15 protein-coding genes are annotated in these 15,806 nt (G+C 34.9%); 7 read left to right on the top strand and 8 right to left on the bottom strand.

Going from position 1 to position 15,806, the window contains the following annotated elements:
* Positions 1-98: 98 nt before the first annotated feature.
* Positions 99-1,100: a MoxR family ATPase gene (locus AACZ41_RS01350; RefSeq protein WP_079511363.1), complete on the bottom strand. Its 1,002-nt coding sequence runs from the start codon at positions 1,098-1,100 to the stop codon at positions 99-101.
* Between the two features lie 159 nt (positions 1,101-1,259).
* Between AACZ41_RS01350 and AACZ41_RS01345 the strand changes: the two genes are divergently transcribed.
* Genes AACZ41_RS01345 through AACZ41_RS01335 form a run of 3 tightly spaced genes read left to right on the top strand, consistent with a single transcriptional unit; the run spans position 1,260 to position 4,082 of the window.
* A complete protein-coding gene (locus AACZ41_RS01345) occupies positions 1,260-2,135 on the top strand; it encodes an aldo/keto reductase (RefSeq protein WP_339625732.1) in 876 nt (291 codons plus the stop codon).
* A gap of 13 nt (positions 2,136-2,148) precedes the next feature.
* Positions 2,149-2,901, top strand: coding sequence for an SDR family NAD(P)-dependent oxidoreductase (locus AACZ41_RS01340; RefSeq protein ID WP_339625730.1), 753 nt, complete (start codon positions 2,149-2,151; stop codon positions 2,899-2,901).
* Positions 2,902-2,945: 44 nt separating this feature from the next.
* Positions 2,946-4,082, top strand: a complete 1,137-nt coding sequence (locus AACZ41_RS01335) for an ATP-binding protein (protein ID WP_339625728.1) — start codon at positions 2,946-2,948, stop codon at positions 4,080-4,082.
* Here AACZ41_RS01335 and AACZ41_RS01330 read toward each other — a convergent pair.
* Both AACZ41_RS01330 and AACZ41_RS01325 read right to left on the bottom strand, forming a co-directional pair.
* Positions 4,079-6,019, bottom strand: coding sequence for an amylosucrase (locus AACZ41_RS01330; protein ID WP_339625726.1), 1,941 nt, complete (start codon positions 6,017-6,019; stop codon positions 4,079-4,081). The two genes, AACZ41_RS01335 and AACZ41_RS01330, sit on opposite strands and share 4 nt — an antisense overlap.
* A 1-nt stretch (position 6,020) precedes the next feature.
* Positions 6,021-6,965: a carbohydrate kinase gene (locus AACZ41_RS01325; RefSeq protein WP_339625724.1), complete on the bottom strand. Its 945-nt coding sequence runs from the start codon at positions 6,963-6,965 to the stop codon at positions 6,021-6,023.
* Positions 6,966-7,149: 184 nt separating this feature from the next.
* On the opposite strand from AACZ41_RS01325, the gene AACZ41_RS01320 reads away from it, so the two are divergent.
* The 4 genes from AACZ41_RS01320 (at position 7,150) to AACZ41_RS01305 (ending at position 11,210) form a co-directional block, all read left to right on the top strand.
* Entirely contained in the window at positions 7,150-8,283 is a 1,134-nt protein-coding gene (locus tag AACZ41_RS01320; protein WP_339625721.1) for an SPFH domain-containing protein, read from the top strand.
* A 50-nt stretch (positions 8,284-8,333) separates the two neighbouring features.
* Positions 8,334-9,416 (top strand): DNA helicase PriA, encoded by a 1,083-nt coding sequence (locus AACZ41_RS01315; protein WP_339625719.1) that lies wholly within the window; start codon positions 8,334-8,336, stop codon positions 9,414-9,416.
* Positions 9,413-10,147, top strand: a complete 735-nt coding sequence (locus AACZ41_RS01310) for a metallophosphoesterase family protein (protein WP_339625717.1) — start codon at positions 9,413-9,415, stop codon at positions 10,145-10,147. The genes AACZ41_RS01315 and AACZ41_RS01310 overlap by 4 nt, the downstream gene beginning before the upstream one ends.
* A gap of 64 nt (positions 10,148-10,211) precedes the next feature.
* Complete coding sequence (locus AACZ41_RS01305) at positions 10,212-11,210, top strand: acyl-ACP desaturase (RefSeq protein WP_339625715.1); 999 nt, start codon at positions 10,212-10,214, stop codon at positions 11,208-11,210.
* Between the two features lie 54 nt (positions 11,211-11,264).
* Here the strand turns inward: AACZ41_RS01305 and AACZ41_RS01300 are convergent, their stop codons facing one another.
* The 5 genes from AACZ41_RS01300 to AACZ41_RS01280 form a co-directional block, all read right to left on the bottom strand.
* Positions 11,265-11,840 (bottom strand): hypothetical protein, encoded by a 576-nt coding sequence (locus AACZ41_RS01300; protein WP_339625713.1) that lies wholly within the window; start codon positions 11,838-11,840, stop codon positions 11,265-11,267.
* Positions 11,841-12,590: 750 nt separating this feature from the next.
* Positions 12,591-14,144 (bottom strand): aldehyde dehydrogenase family protein, encoded by a 1,554-nt coding sequence (locus AACZ41_RS01295; protein WP_339625711.1) that lies wholly within the window; start codon positions 14,142-14,144, stop codon positions 12,591-12,593.
* A gap of 78 nt (positions 14,145-14,222) precedes the next feature.
* Complete coding sequence (locus AACZ41_RS01290) at positions 14,223-14,597, bottom strand: DUF1304 domain-containing protein (protein WP_339626932.1); 375 nt, start codon at positions 14,595-14,597, stop codon at positions 14,223-14,225.
* Positions 14,594-15,136: a 3-hydroxyanthranilate 3,4-dioxygenase gene (locus AACZ41_RS01285; RefSeq protein WP_339625709.1), complete on the bottom strand. Its 543-nt coding sequence runs from the start codon at positions 15,134-15,136 to the stop codon at positions 14,594-14,596. The genes AACZ41_RS01290 and AACZ41_RS01285 overlap by 4 nt, the downstream gene beginning before the upstream one ends.
* Before the next feature lie 108 nt (positions 15,137-15,244).
* Positions 15,245-15,751, bottom strand: coding sequence for a CAP domain-containing protein (locus AACZ41_RS01280; RefSeq protein WP_339625707.1), 507 nt, complete (start codon positions 15,749-15,751; stop codon positions 15,245-15,247).
* Between the last annotated feature and the right edge of the window lie 55 nt (positions 15,752-15,806).

Below are 15,806 nucleotides of genomic sequence, written 5' to 3'. Positions count from 1 at the left end.
TGTTTTTCAAACAGTAGTTAACTAATCAGGAATCAGCATTGAAAATTATGCAACTGAAATAAAATCATCAATCGCAAACTGATAACTGCAAAATAACTTTATGGTACTTCTATCTCGTTTACGATCTTATTTATAATATCTACAGAGGTGATATTTTCGGCTTCTGCCTCGTAAGTAATTCCAATTCTATGCCTAAGAACATCGTGTACAATAGCACGAACATCTTCTGGCACTACATAACCTCTTCTTTTTATAAAGGCATAACATTTAGCAGCGATACCTAAATTGATACTTCCCCTTGGTGAAGCACCAAAACTAATTAGAGGCTTTAAGCTTTCTAAATTGTATTTTTCAGGATATCTAGTAGCGAAAACAAGATCAAGAATATATTTTTCAATTTTCTCGTCCATATATACTTCGCGAACAGCTTTTTGAGCACTTAGTATTTGTTCTATGGATACTACCGCATTTACCGTTTCATAGTTGCCTAATAAATTCTGACGCATAATCAATTGTTCCTCGTTGATTTTCGGATAATCGATAACTGTCTTCAGCATAAAACGGTCGACCTGTGCTTCAGGAAGTGGATATGTTCCTTCTTGTTCAACAGGGTTTTGAGTGGCCATTACTAAAAAGGGCTTGTCTAGAATAAAAGTTTCATCACCAATAGTCACCTGCTTTTCTTGCATCGCCTCTAAAAGAGCAGACTGTACTTTTGCAGGCGCACGGTTTATCTCATCGGCTAAAACGAAATTCGCGAAAATAGGGCCCTTCTTTATAGAGAAGTCGTTCAACTTCATATTATAGATCATTGTTCCTACAACATCTGCAGGTAATAAATCTGGAGTGAACTGTATTCTGCTAAAACTTCCTTTAACTGCTTTCGAAAGTGTATTTATCGCTAGTGTTTTTGCTAAACCAGGAACACCTTCCAATAAAATATGTCCTTGTCCCAAGAGACCGATTAATAATCTTTCGACCATATATTTCTGGCCTACAATTACCTTATTCATTTCAAGCATCAATAAATCGATAAAAGCACTTTCTTGAGCTATTTTCTCATTTACGGCACTAATGTCAATTGAGGTATTTTCTTCCATTTAAAACTATATATTATTAATTGTTAACGCTACAAATTTTAACAGTCATGCAAATTGAAAATTTATTCATTCAGTAGCTGTTAATGATAGGTTAAAAAATGCGAAAACCCCTTATTTTTATGAAGCTTTTAAGGGAATTCTTTTTAAATTCATTAACCTATGAACAATACATTGAAATATTCGAGAATAATCGCTGGTACTATGACCTGGGGAAAATGGGGAAAACAACATTCCACCAAAGAAATGATTGAGCTGATGAATCATTGCTTAGAAAACAATATCACGACATTCGATCATGCAGATATTTATGGCGATTATACCAACGAGGAACAATTCGGTAAAGCATTTGCTAAAAGCGTTATTAAAAGAGAAAATATTCAATTTATAAGTAAATGCGGCATTCAGTTTGATGCTAAAGACAGAGTAAATAAAGTAAAGCATTACGATTACAATAGAGATTACATCATTTGGTCTGTAGAAAGGTCATTAAAAATGTTACGGACTGAATATTTAGATTTACTTCTATTACATAGGCCTAGCCCATTAATGAATCCGGCAGAAATAGCAGAGGCAATAAGAAAATTAAAGAAAGAGGGAAAAATCAAACAATTTGGCGTGTCAAATTTCTCGCCGTCACAGATTAAGTTAATAGAAAAAGAAATTAAGGTTGATGCCAATCAAGTAGAATATTCATTATCATCTAATGAGGTAATGAACGACGGGACTTTAGATGATTGTATCATTCATGATAGGCTCGCTATGAGTTGGAGTCCATTAGGTAATTATTTTAGGGAAGTATCTCAATCGAACAAGAGAATCAATGATGTGCTGAGCGTTTTAACCAAAAAATATAATGCTACTGAAGACCAATTATTACTAGCTTGGATTTTAAAACACCCATCAAAGATTCATCCAGTGGTAGGTACTGCAACACTGAAAAGATTGAAAATGGCTATGGAAGCTGTTAACATTGAAATGGAATTGCAAGATTGGTTTATATTATTAGAAGCGAAAGAAGGACATGAAGTTGCGTAATTAAAAAATAAAAATGAAAAAAACAGCATTTATTACAGGAGCTACTAGCGGAATAGGTAAGGCTACAGCGATTAATTTTGCCTTAAACGGGATAGATTTAGTTTTGTGTGGCAGACGCCAAGAAAGATTGGATGCCCTAAAAGAAGAACTTGGTAAGGAAGTGAAAGTCCACACCTTAAATTTTGATATTCGAGAGAAAGATTCGGTGCAAAAAGCGATTTCCTCATTACCAAAAGACTTTGCTAAAATTGATATTTTAATAAATAATGCGGGTAACGCCCACGGTTTAGATACCATTCAAGAAGGTAGTGTTGATGACTGGGATGCCATGCTAGATATTAATGTGAAAGGCTTGTTGTATGTGTCTAAAGCTTTGATACCGCAAATGGTAGAACGAAAATCGGGCCATATTATTAATATTGGTTCCACTGCAGGTAAAGAAGTTTACCCAAAAGGGAATGTCTATTGCGCAAGTAAGCATGCTGTAGATGCAATAAACCAAGGAATGCGAATAGATTTGAACCCGTACGGTATACGCGTAGGTGCTGTAAACCCTGGCCTAGTGGAAACCGAGTTCAGTAATGTACGATTTAAGGGTGATGAAGACAGGGCAGAAAATGTTTACAAAGGTTTTGAGCCACTAAAACCAGAAGATATTGCAGATATAATTCATTTTGTAGTGACTAGACCTTATCATGTGAATATCGCCGATTTAGTAGTTATGCCCACCGCACAGGCTTCTTCAACTATTGTAAACAAAACTTAATAATTGTAAAATTGTATAAACAGGAATAGTCAAACTCCCATAAAATGATTAATAAACGCTTATTGGTAAAAAACTTACTCGCACATAACGACGAGAATAGTTTTTACGATAAAAAGCGCTTCATTAATATTGGTGAAAAAGAGGGTAAGGCAAAATTTTTAAAGCATGTTTGTGCTTTGGCCAATAGCAACCCTACGAACAATTCATTTATTGTTGTTGGTGTTGAAGATGAGGATAACAATATAGTAGGAGTTGATTTTTTTGATGATAGCAAGATTCAAAATTTAGTCAATGCTTATTTAGATAATCCCCCTCGTATATCTTATGAAAATATTCCATTTCCAAATTTACCAGATGGTAAGGTTGTGGGTCTGGTAACCATAAAGTCTATCGGAAAATTATGTTCATTAAGAAAAAACATTTGGAAATATTATGGGGGCTCAGTTTTCTTTAGAGAAGGCAGTATAAGTTTGCCAAAAGCCTACGATATTGAACTGAAGAACATTAATGTGGACGCTGTAGCGACAATAGAACAACATGCCAAGAATAATATTGAGCTTACATTAGATGGCGTAATAGACTTTTTAAATCATAGGCATAAAGATTTAGAAAGTGACTATAAGGTTTTTAAAGAGCAATTTGTAGTTTGTTGGGCAGGCAAAAAAAAGGTAGTTAATGGCGAAACGTATTATTATAGAGTAGATATTGAGTTGATCAATGAACAGGTGAAATTATTCTATTCAAATTTAGATGAGGTTAAAATAAGTATTGATGATAATTCTTTTACTATAATAGAGTTTGTTGAGTTAGGACTTGGGTCTAAGCAAAAATATTACCCTTTAGAAAAAGTGGTCATCTACTTTAGTGAGAATGGCACCTATCAAATTAATAGCAATTTACTGTTTAATCCGCCAAAATATAATAGGGGAAAACTAGAAAAAATTTACTCAAACAATAATGCTTTAGTGGTAAAAACGAGTAGTAGTGCAGCTTTAACACCAGCTGAGGTTAGGAGTTTAAAATACTTAGCAGATTCTTATCTTATTTGTTACTTAAACGGTTTTGAGGAAGCTAAACATCAAATGGAAAAGGCTAGACAAATCTTAAAACCTAAATATCCAGATATAAATGATTCGTTGAAAGAGGCGCTTCGAGTTCTTAGGAAGGTGAAGTATAATTAGATATTCACAATCCAAAGCTGTTGAAAAGGTTTCAAGGGCAACTCATTGTGAATAAGCTCAAAGGATTTTCCTGTTAGTAAATCAATCGAGTTCTTACCAGCGTGAATTCCAATTGAAAGTAACCAGCCGATATCCAATGTTTCGGAAACCTCATTGAAGTTAGATAATACCCAAATGCTTTCGTTTCCATTGGTTCTTTCATAGACAAAAATATGTTGATTAAGACAGCCATGTATTTTTACATCATTTAAATCTTGAAAAATGTCATGTTCTTTTCGCAAGCGAATCATTTTTTTTAAACCTTGATAAATAATCGCAGACGGAATATCATCTATTTTTTTCAATTCAGAAACAACATCCCAGTTGTGCATAGGTCTATTTACCCAGCGGTTGTCATTTACATGGTCATCGTTTTGCTCGTATGTATAGTCATTCAATGTGCCAATTTCATCACCGGCATATATCATAGGAATTCCTCCATAGGTCAAAATTATACCGTGCATCATTAGAATTTTAGCGATGGCGTAATCAATGATATTCTTATTTTTCAGTTCCAATGCGGTTTCCAGTCCTAATAATGAAGCTGCACTACCGGTAATTCTGCCATCTCCGTTTTTGGGATTGTACATGAACATTAATCCTTTTGCCGGTGACCACTCTAATTTACCGGTATAATAATTTAGTATAAATTGTTTATGGGCAGTAGGGTCTGAACCCATCGAGCGTACAAAATCATCATCATAACCAAGGCCGATATCATCATGGCATCTTATATAATTAATCCAAGTAGCATCGTTAGGTTTATTAGGGATCTCGGTTAAGCTCATTAGCATTAAAGAGGCTTTTTTGGTGGCAATTGAATTCCATAATAATGCCATTAAAGAGGCATTATAGGCAACTTCACATTCATTGCCTTCTGTGATATCTTCACCAAAATATTTAATAATATTTCTTGGAGCAACAATAGCTTCTGCCAGTAGAATAACCCCTGGTGCGATAACTTGTAGGCACATTCTAAAGAGTGAAATAAGAGTATGGGCTTCTGGTAGGTTTTGAGAAAGTGTGCCTAATTTTTTCCATAAAAATGCAAGGGCGTCAAAACGGATAACATCTACCCCTAAATTAGCCAAGGCCATTAAATTGCCTAACATTTCAATAAACACTTCAGGATTTCTATAGTTTAAATCCCACTGGTAATTATTGAAACAGGTCATTACCCATTTTTCCATTTCCTCATTATAGGTAAAATTACCTGGTGCCGACTGAGGGAATATTTCTGGTAATGTTTTCTCGAACTCATCTGGTATAAGTCGGTCAGAAAAAGTGTAATAATAATTTTGATGATGCAGGCTTCCATTTTTTGCTTTCTGGGCCCATTCAAATTCATCGGAAGTATGGTTAACGACAAAATCTAGCATTAAGAACATTTTTTTCTCCCTAGCTTTTTTAGTCAAAGCAAGAAAGTCATCCTTGGTGCCATATTTGCTATCAATTTCATGATAGCTATTCACCGCATAACCACCATCATTTTCACCAGAAGGTCGGGTAGTGATTGGCATTAAGTGCAGAAAATTGATTCCAAGATTTTCAAAGTATGGCAACTTCTCTTTTAGACCGTTGATGTCTTTATTAAACCGGTCTACATATAGCTGCATACCCATCATTTTCTCACTTTGATACCAATTCCCAGAATGTAATCGTTCTATGTCCTGCTGTTTTAATTCAGTAGGCCGTTCTTTAAAAAGATGCTCTAATTGATCTAAAAGCTTAAAAAAATATGCTTTATGTTCAGTGTCTTTGTATAATGAAAAAAATTGAGTCTTAATAAGGGTAAGATTGGTTGACAATCTTTGGTCGTATAAAGATTTTAACGGTAACGCGCCTTTTTTTATTTGACTTTTTGAGGCCAATAAGCGGTGTAGTTCAGCTTGGTTCATTTTAAGAATCTAATTGTTGTAATGTAGGTAAGGATTCAATTGCGCCAAAATTAGTGGTGGTTATAGCGCCAGCTTTGTTCGCCCTAGCTACCATGTTTGTAAGGATGCTTTCATCTGCCAACAACGCATCAATACTAGAATGTTCGGCAATTTGTTGCAATAGACACCCAATAAATGCATCGCCTGCGCCAGTGGTGTCTTTCGGAGTTACTTTAATACTGGGTATGGTTTTTTGAAATTTTTTGGTGCTTAACCATGTTCCTTCACTACCTAGTGTAATAACGATAATTTCAGTACCTATTTCATGAAGTACTTTACAAGCTTCTTTTACATCTTCTTTTCCCGACAGAAGTTGAGCTTCTTCTAAACTAAATTTACAGAGATGTGATTTTTCAATGAAAGATTCACATTTACGTTTAAAACTATCAACTTTATTTTTCCAGAGGTCTACTCTATAATTTGGGTCAAAACTTATAAAAGCATTTTTGGTAAGTCCATCAAATAAATATCTACTATAGGCTTCTTCTAAAGGGCCCCCTAAAAGAGCGGTAGCAGCACCAAAATGTATGATGTTGTTTTTGAAATAAGATTTATGAGACGAATCATAGGCAAGTTCTCTATCTGCCCCACGACTAAAAACAAAATCACGTTCACCGTCTTCATCCAAGGAAACAAAAGCTAATGTGGTAAATGTATCAGATTTTTGTGCTAACGAAATGTCCACTTTTTCATCTTCTAAGATCCGTAATAAAAAGGTGCCGAACGGATCGTTACCAACACAGCCAATAAATACACTGTCACCGCCTAATTTACTAATAGCACAAGAAACGTTTGCAGGAGCGCCGCCTGCTTTTTTTGAAAATTCCTTTGCTTTTGTTAAATCTTTTCCTTGGTTTTCAGCAACAAAATCAATTAACAATTCGCCAATGCAAAATATCTTTTTCATAAATCTAAATGAAAATTAGAAATCCTAAGTTAATTAGAATTTGTTTCTACTTCCTAAATAATCTTAAGGAATTATTAAATTTTGGTAGTTAACAGATTGTTTTTTAGAATTAAAACGGTTCTTTTTTTGGGTCTGAGGATGAAATCCATATCTTGAATTACATATTTAAAAAAACATTCTGACCATGAGCATATTTGATGAAATTAAACAGAAACTAAGTCACGAATTTATTGATATAATCGAATGGCTAGATATTAATAATGAAACCATTGTTCACCGCTTTGAACGTTATCAAAATGAAATTAAGAATAATGCGCAGTTAATTGTTCGCGAGGGGCAAACCGCAGTATTTATCAATGAAGGTCAATTGGCAGATGTTTTTAAACCGGGAACATACACATTAAACACAAAAAACCTTCCTATTCTTACTACCTTAAAAGGGTGGAAATACGGTTTCGACAGTCCATTTAAAGCTGAGGTTTATTTTGTAAATACCCGCTTGTTTACCGATGAGAAATGGGGAACGAAAAACCCATTTATGTTAAGCGACGATAGGTTCGGTTTAGTTGAAATAAGAGCTTTTGGAACCTATAGCTTTAGAATTAATGATTCAGGTAAATTTATCATAGATGTAGTGGGTACTGATGGTAATTTCACTAATTATGAAATTAACGAACACTTAAAAAGTTTAATCGTTACTCGCTTTACCGATACGGTTGGTGAAGCTAATTTACCGATTGAATTGTACGCGGCAAATACGAGTGAGCTTTCAGAAACGTGCCAAGTGGTAATGCAGCCTGAATTTAATAGGGTTGGTATTGAGTTAGAGAAATTCTACATCGAAAATGTATCGATGCCGGAAGAATTGAAAAAAGAAATTTTTGAATATAGCCGGTTAGATAAGTTAGACATGGCCAAATTAGCACAATTTAAAGCTGCGAAAGCGATGGAATTGGCCGCTAAAAATGAAGGTGGTACTGCAGGTGCAGGTATGGGTATGGGTATGGGCTTTGTATTGGCACAACAAATGGGAGGTATGATGGGTCAGCCAGGTACGCAACCATTCGGCGGTCAAGCAACACAGCCACAAGCTCCGCCACCAGTTCCTGCTCAAGTTGTGTATTTTTATGCAGTAAGCGGTCAACAATTGGGGCCGGTTCCCTATGAGAAATTGAAAGAACTGTTCGCTAGTAGAATAATTAATAGAGATTCGCTAATTTGGAAACAAGGTATGGCCAGTTGGACGGAGTTAAAAGAAATAGAGGAGCTTAAATCGTTTTTAGGAGGTAATACTCCACCTCCATTACCAACAGCATAACGTTTTTAAAAGCGGAAATATACGCTCTTTTGTTATAAGGGATACGAACTATGGACGATATTCAGAAATCGGAATATAAAAAAGCATGTCCCAATTGTGGTGCCGAGTTAAAATTTAAACCTGGCTCACATCAACTTACATGTGAATATTGTGGGTATGAAGAATTCATTGAACAATCTAAAAGTAGTTTTGAGGAACTTGAATTAGAACATTACTTAAAAATTGTTGGTGAGAATGCCTATACAGAAACTATTGAGCTCTTACATTGTAAAAATTGTGGTGCCAATCAGCATGTAGAAGAAAATTATAAATCGCTTAATTGTGTTTATTGTGGTGAGCCATTAATTCGTGAAGACATTGAAAAAGAAGGATGGATTTTACCTGGGGCATTAGTGCCATTTCAACTTGATTCAAAAAAAGCTCATTCTATTTTTAAAGATTGGGTAAACAAAATATGGTTTGCGCCTGATAATCTAAAAAAAGCTGCCCTTGATCCAGAAGGGCTACATGGACTTTATTTACCTTATTGGACTTTTGATGCGAATCTGTTTGCTTCTTATCAGGGGCAAAGGGGTGATTATTATTATGAGACTCAAACCTATAATAGTGATAAGGGTAAACGTACAAGACAGGTAAGAAAAACTAAATGGACCTATGTATCTGGTAATGTTGATGGTTTTGTAGACGATATCCTTATAAATGCTTCTGAGAAAAAGAGAAAAGAAATTCCGGCTAAAGTTGGATTTTGGAACCTTAAAGGTTTAATTGTTTTTAATTCAAAATATCTGTCGGGTTTTGTAACCGAGAAATATACCGTTTCATTGAAGGACGGTCATCATAAATCTTTTCAAGAGGCTAAGAATATTGCTTATAATTGGATTCGAAGAGACATTGGAGGCGACACCCAAAGAATAGCAAATACCGATATTAAGTTATCAGATGAAAAATTCAAACATATATTACTTCCAATATACCTTAGTTCATATAAATATGATGGTAAGGAATATAATTTCTATATCAATGGCCAAACAGGTGTATTAAGTGGCAATAGACCTTATTCATTTTGGAAAATCTTTTTTTTAGTGCTTTTTATCCTTGTGGTGATAGCAGTATTTGCGATTTTTGCTAAATGAGTTTAAAAAGAACACTGGTCATAGGTGATATCCATTCCGGATTACAAGCTTTGAAACAAGTACTTCAAAAAGCGACAATTACTAATAAAGATACCCTAGTTTTTTTAGGAGATTATATTGACGGATGGAGTGAAGCCGTTGAAACCATAAATTATCTAATACAGCTTAAAGAAGAATATAATTGCGTCTTTCTAAGGGGTAACCACGATGAACTTTGTTATGAATGGTTGACAGGCGCAGGTGACAACCCAACTTGGTTTATGCATGGTGGTGAAGCAACTATGAATTCTTATGTTAACATTACTGAAGAAGCCAAAAGTATGCATCTAAAGTTTTATGAAAGCTTAGAGAATTATCATCTAGATACAGAAAATAGGTTGTTTTTACATGCTGGTTTTACTAATTTAAAAGGGATAGAATTCGAATATTTCAAGAAGACCTTTTATTGGGATCGCACTTTATGGGAATTGGCTCTTTCATTAAATAAAGAATTGGACCAAGAACATATTCATTATCCAAAAAGGCTTAAAAATTACTCAGAAATTTATATTGGGCATACGCCAGTAACTCGAATAGGAAAAACTACTCCGCAAAATGCAGCAAATGTTTGGAATATTGATACTGGGGCAGCCTTCAAAGGTCCATTAACGGTATTTGATATAAACACTAAAAAATATTGGCAAAGTGACCCTGTTTATATGTTTTATCCCAATGAAAAGGGCAGAAACTGAGAAAACCATTAACTTTACATAAAAAGGAGTTGTTTTATTAACGAACTTTGATAAAAATCAAATTATGCCGATTAAGAATATAAGATTAGAAGTGATGCAGGCATTAGAGCCACAGGTGGAGGGCTTTATGGAATCTTTCCTAATAAAGCCTGAGAATATATGGCAACCAACAGATTTTTTACCTAATTCTGAAAAAGATACTTTTTTACAGGAAGTAAAAGAACTGCGAGAAGAATCTAAAGATTTAGGATACGATTTCTGGGTTACCATGGTAGCTGATACAATTACAGAAGAGGCCTTACCAACCTATGAATCTTGGTTGATGGATGTTGTTGGTATTGACCAACATGGGGATCATAAAACTAATGGTTGGGCAAAATGGGTACGCGCTTGGACTGCAGAAGAGAATAGGCATGGAGATGTGTTGAATAAATATCTTTACTTATCTGGAAGGGTAAATATGAGAGAAGTAGAATTAACTACCCAACATTTAATTTCAGATGGTTTTGATATCGGTACTGATCGTGACCCATATAAGAACTTTGTGTATACCTCATTTCAAGAATTGGCTACTAACATTTCGCATAAGCGGGTTGGTCAAATGGCTAAAAAGAAAGGAAATGTCCTTTTAGGTAAAATGTGTACTATAATAGCAGGTGATGAAATGAGACATCATTTGGCGTATAGAGAATTTGTGAAGACTATTTTTAGCGAAGATCCTTCAGGTATGATGATTGCTTTTGCGGAAATGATGAAGAAAAAAATTGTAATGCCTGCGCATTTTTTAAGAGAATCTGGCGGTACTATAGGTTCAGCTTTTGAAAACTTCTCAAATTGTGCACAACGTTTAGGGGTTTATACAGCACAAGATTATGTTGATATTTTGAGTAAATTGAATGCTTTCTGGGAATTAGAAGGAATACGGTCATTGAATGAAGAAGCCGAGAAAGCTCGTGAATATTTAATCAAGTTACCTGCAAGATTGGAAAGAATTGCAGAACGCATGAAGTTTCCACAAGATCAATACCATTTTAAATGGGTGGAAGCAAACGGAGCATTATAAAATTAAAAAATCCCGATCAGTTATGATCGGGATTTTTTTTGATTGTGCATTAAATTATAATTTACCGTGTTTGTGCTCTTCTTGCCATTTGGCTAATTCTTCCCATCTGCCTTCGTAACACATTTTAGATTGCATTGGCCAAGAAGCTGGATCGTGAATTTTATATCTAGTTCCACCAGTATCCAGTATTTTTTGACATTCGGCAAGACTCGCTTCAGAAAGCGCTTTCCATGTTTTTATATCATGATCTTTGAACATGCCTTCAATTTTTGGTCCGATACCTTCTACCAATTTTAAATCATCTTGTTTAATGTTCTTGCCAAATACAGCTTTTGCAGCAGAGGCATCGAATGCTATAGCCTTACTTGTTGCAGCGCCAGCAGCAAAAGAGGCGGCAGATACACCTAGATTTGTGCTTGGAGAACTTGGTGCGTTCTTCATAACTTTTTGGTTACAGGCATCTAAATCAGCCTTTAATTTGCTGTTACTTGTTTTAAGGTTCAATATTTCGGTAGAATTATCCTTCGCTTTCGTAGACCCTTTGCCAATACGATAGCCCAATATACCGCAGATGATTCCAACTAAAGCCGGTATTACCCAGTACCAAATATTCATATTTTCAAAATTCATGATTTACTTTTTTATAGGATTAGTGTATGTTTTAATTTAAAGTAATTACGGTTCTTCTGTTTTTATCTAAGCCTTCTTCTATGACATTCACTACAACAGGTTGTGTAAAAGAATGTGCCAGCTACAATGGTAATCAACATCAATAATAAATTGGTTGTTGTTTTTGTCATTGTAAAATATGTTAGTATTTAACGTACAATGTATTAAAAAAATCTTAAAAATGTTAAAACATTACCACCTAATTACCTTACAGTCAATGATTATGTGAATTTCCAGTTATACTTAAATGTATGCCAACTATACAATCATATGGTTTGATAATAAAAATTGTAGGATTTGGAACAACTTTTATTTGCAATTTGCGTAAATATTTAAAAGGTGTATTTCTCCCCACAACGTTTGGGCATTGAGTATGCGGTTTTAAAGTTTTGAGTTAGTTGGTTAAAAAATCTTGTCTTCGTTAATGTCGACAGGATTTTTTTATGCCTAAATTAGATATGCAAAGATTCCGATTATACAATATTCATGTAAAGCTGTACAAATTTAGAAAGAAGGTGTAAAAAATATTGGTAGTTTAATGTTGAGGATAATATACTATATCAATGAAGAAAAAAATAAAGGTTATAATAAATTTCCTTTGCATGTTTGTGATATTGGGCATTCAAGCCCTATTACACGGCAGCTGGTCTCCCGAATCATCGAATGGAAATCAGCTTAATGCATGAACATACAAAGGAAATGAAGTTTATGTTATAGATCGAACTTTATACCTTGGGCTAATGGTAGTTCTGTAGTATAGTTAATAGTATTGGTCTGCCTTCTCATGTAAATTTTCCAAGCATCTGAACCACTTTCACGACCACCACCGGTTTCCTTTTCACCACCGAAGGCTCCACCAATTTCTGCACCTGAAGTACCTATATTAACATTAGCTATTCCACAATCACTTCCCCATGCAGAAAGAAAATGTTCAGCCTCACGAAGGTTATTGGTCATTATTGCTGATGAAAGACCTTGAACAACACCATTTTGTATAGCAATTGCATTTTCAACGTCTCCAGAGTATTTTAAAAGATATAAAACAGGAGCAAAAGTTTCGTGCTGTACGATTTCAAAATTATTCTTTGCTTCTGCAATAGCTGGTTTTACATAGCAGCCACTCTCATAACCCTTACCTTCTAATACGCCACCTTCCACAATTAGTTTACCACCTTCAGCAACTACTTTTTCTAATGCTTTTTTGTACTGTGCAACAGCATCGGTATCAATTAATGGACCAACATGGTTGTTTTCGTCCAATGGGTTTCCAATTCTTAATTGTTGGTACGCAGCAACTATTGCGTCTTTTACTTTATCGTACATTGAATCATGAATAATCAATCTACGGGTCGAAGTACAACGTTGGCCAGCCGTGCCTACAGCACCAAATACAGCGCCAATAACCGTCATTTTTAAATCAGCATCTGGAGTTACGATAATGGCATTGTTACCACCAAGTTCTAATAATGATTTGCCAAGACGCGCTGCGACAGCTTGTGCAACGATTTTACCCATACGAATAGAACCGGTAGCAGATACTAATGGAATTCTGTTATCTTGTGTCATTAGCTCGCCAACTTTGTAGTCACCATTAATAAGGCAAGAAATACCTTCTTGTAAATTATTGGCTTTAAGTACTGAAGAAGCTATATTTTGACAGGCAATACCACATAGTGGTGTTTTTTCTGATGGTTTCCAAACACAAACATCGCCGCAAATCCAAGCTAATGCCGTATTCCATGCCCAAACGGCAACTGGAAAATTGAATGCAGAAATTATACCGACCACACCTAAAGAATGATATTGTTCGTACATTCTATGGCCAGGTCTTTCAGAGTGCATTGTTAGTCCGTGTAATTGACGAGAAAGACCAACTGCGAAATCACAGATATCTATCATTTCTTGAACTTCACCTAAACCTTCTTGGTAACTCTTTCCCATTTCATAGGAAACCAGTTTACCTAATGGCTCTTTTAGTTCTCTTAGTTTGTCACCAAATTGTCTTACAATTTCACCTCGTAACGGTGCCGGCTTTGTTCTCCATTCTTTAAAAGCAACGGTAGCTGTGCTCATGACTTTTTCATAATCAGCTTTAGTGGTTGTTTTCACTTTTGCGATTAATGAACCGTCTACCGGGGAGTATGATGAAATGATATCTCCTGATGAAAAATTGTTAGAACCTGTTGAGGTACCTTCATTAACATCCTTGATTCCCAATTTTTTTAGGGCATCATGTATTCCAAAATCTGCTGCTATTTTTGACATTTTATAACTTTTTATGCGGTTTCTGTTAGATTTATTACAAAAATACGAAGAATATTATGCTTTATGCCAACCAAAAGCCTACAATGAAAATTTTATGATACTCCATAGTATAATTCCTATAGATGCGGGAACACTCTGAATATAGAAAATCTTTTTAGTGACCGAAATGGCACCATATAATCCTGCTACGAAAACACAGCCCAAAAAGAAAAGGGCAACGTTACCTGACCAAACTGGGTCATCAATTATTAAAGACCAAATTAAGCCTGCAGCTAAAAAACCGTTGTATAGACCTTGGTTGGCGGCCATTTGCTTTGTAGGTTCAAACAAATCTTGAGGAAAATTTTTAAAGACTTTTCTTCCTTTGGTGGTCCATGCAAACATTTCCATCCATAGAATATAAATGTGCATCAGTGCAACAAATGCGGTAATTATCTTTGCGGCTAACATTATTCTTCTTTAGCAATGAAACGTTCGTCTACAGGCATTACAGTGCCACAGTTGTTACAAGTTCTTAATTCTTTTGAGCTGTAAAAATGTTTAAAATGGGATAGAAAATCTTTTTCGATATCATGAAGAGTAAAATAAGCTTCATATAATTTGTGATTACAATTGTCACAAAACCATAAAAGGCCGTCATCAACATTCATATCTGCTCTTTTTCGCTCAATGACCAAACCGATAGATCCTTCTTTTCGAACAGGTGAATGAGGCACTTTGGCGGGGTGCAGATACATATCACCTGGCCCTAATTGCATTGTTCGTTTTTTACCATCTTCTTGAATATGAATTTCTATATTCCCTTCTAACTGGTAAAAAAGTTCTTCTGTTTCATTATAATGATAATCTTTTCTAGCATTTGGCCCAGCTACTATCATTACTATATAATCGCCTGAATCTTTATAAAGATTTTTATTGCCTACAGGGGGTTTAAGTAACGCTCTGTTATCTTCGATCCATTTGTTTAGATTGAAAGGTGCTTTAATACTCATTTAATTAATTTTATCTGAAAGTTAAATAAACCGTTGCCTCTTACCTAAAACTTAAGCATAAAAAATGCCTTTGAAAAACAAAGGCATTTAATAATAAGTTATAATTGACTATCTAAAGAACACCTGAGTAAAGTAAAGGTCTCCATTGCTATTTCGTTTTATGCTTACAGCTGAATAATCAAAATTGCCTTCCAAGTTTTTTCTGTGCCCTGGGCTATCTAACCAAGCTTCAAAAGCATCTGTTGTGGTATCATAATCTTTCGCAACATTTTCTGCTACAAAAACGGCTCCTGTTCTTTTCGAAATGTTTTCTGCTCGTTCACCAAATTTTACATGACTGGTAGTGCCATTTTCAATCATGTAATCGGTATGAAGACCTGCATAATAATATGTAGTGCTTTCAAACTCCATTTCATTTAAACCAATACTAGTTCTATAGTTATTGATCATTGCAAAAAGTTCTGCTTCAATGGTATTATGAGCGTCCGATGAAACAAAGGTAACTTTAGATGTTAAGTCATCAGTACTTTCTTCGAAACCTACAAAGTTTTCGTATTTAGAACAAGAAGATAAAAATGTAATAATTAATGCTATTGTCGGTAATGCTAATCTCATGCTGGGAAACATTTTTTATTTAATAATACTCCAAAAGTACTCCCATAGGTTGTTT

It is taken from the genome of uncultured Maribacter sp., assembly GCF_963974015.1.
Classification (GTDB): Bacteria; Bacteroidota; Bacteroidia; order Flavobacteriales; family Flavobacteriaceae; genus Maribacter.
This window is presented reverse-complemented; position numbering and strand designations above follow the sequence as displayed.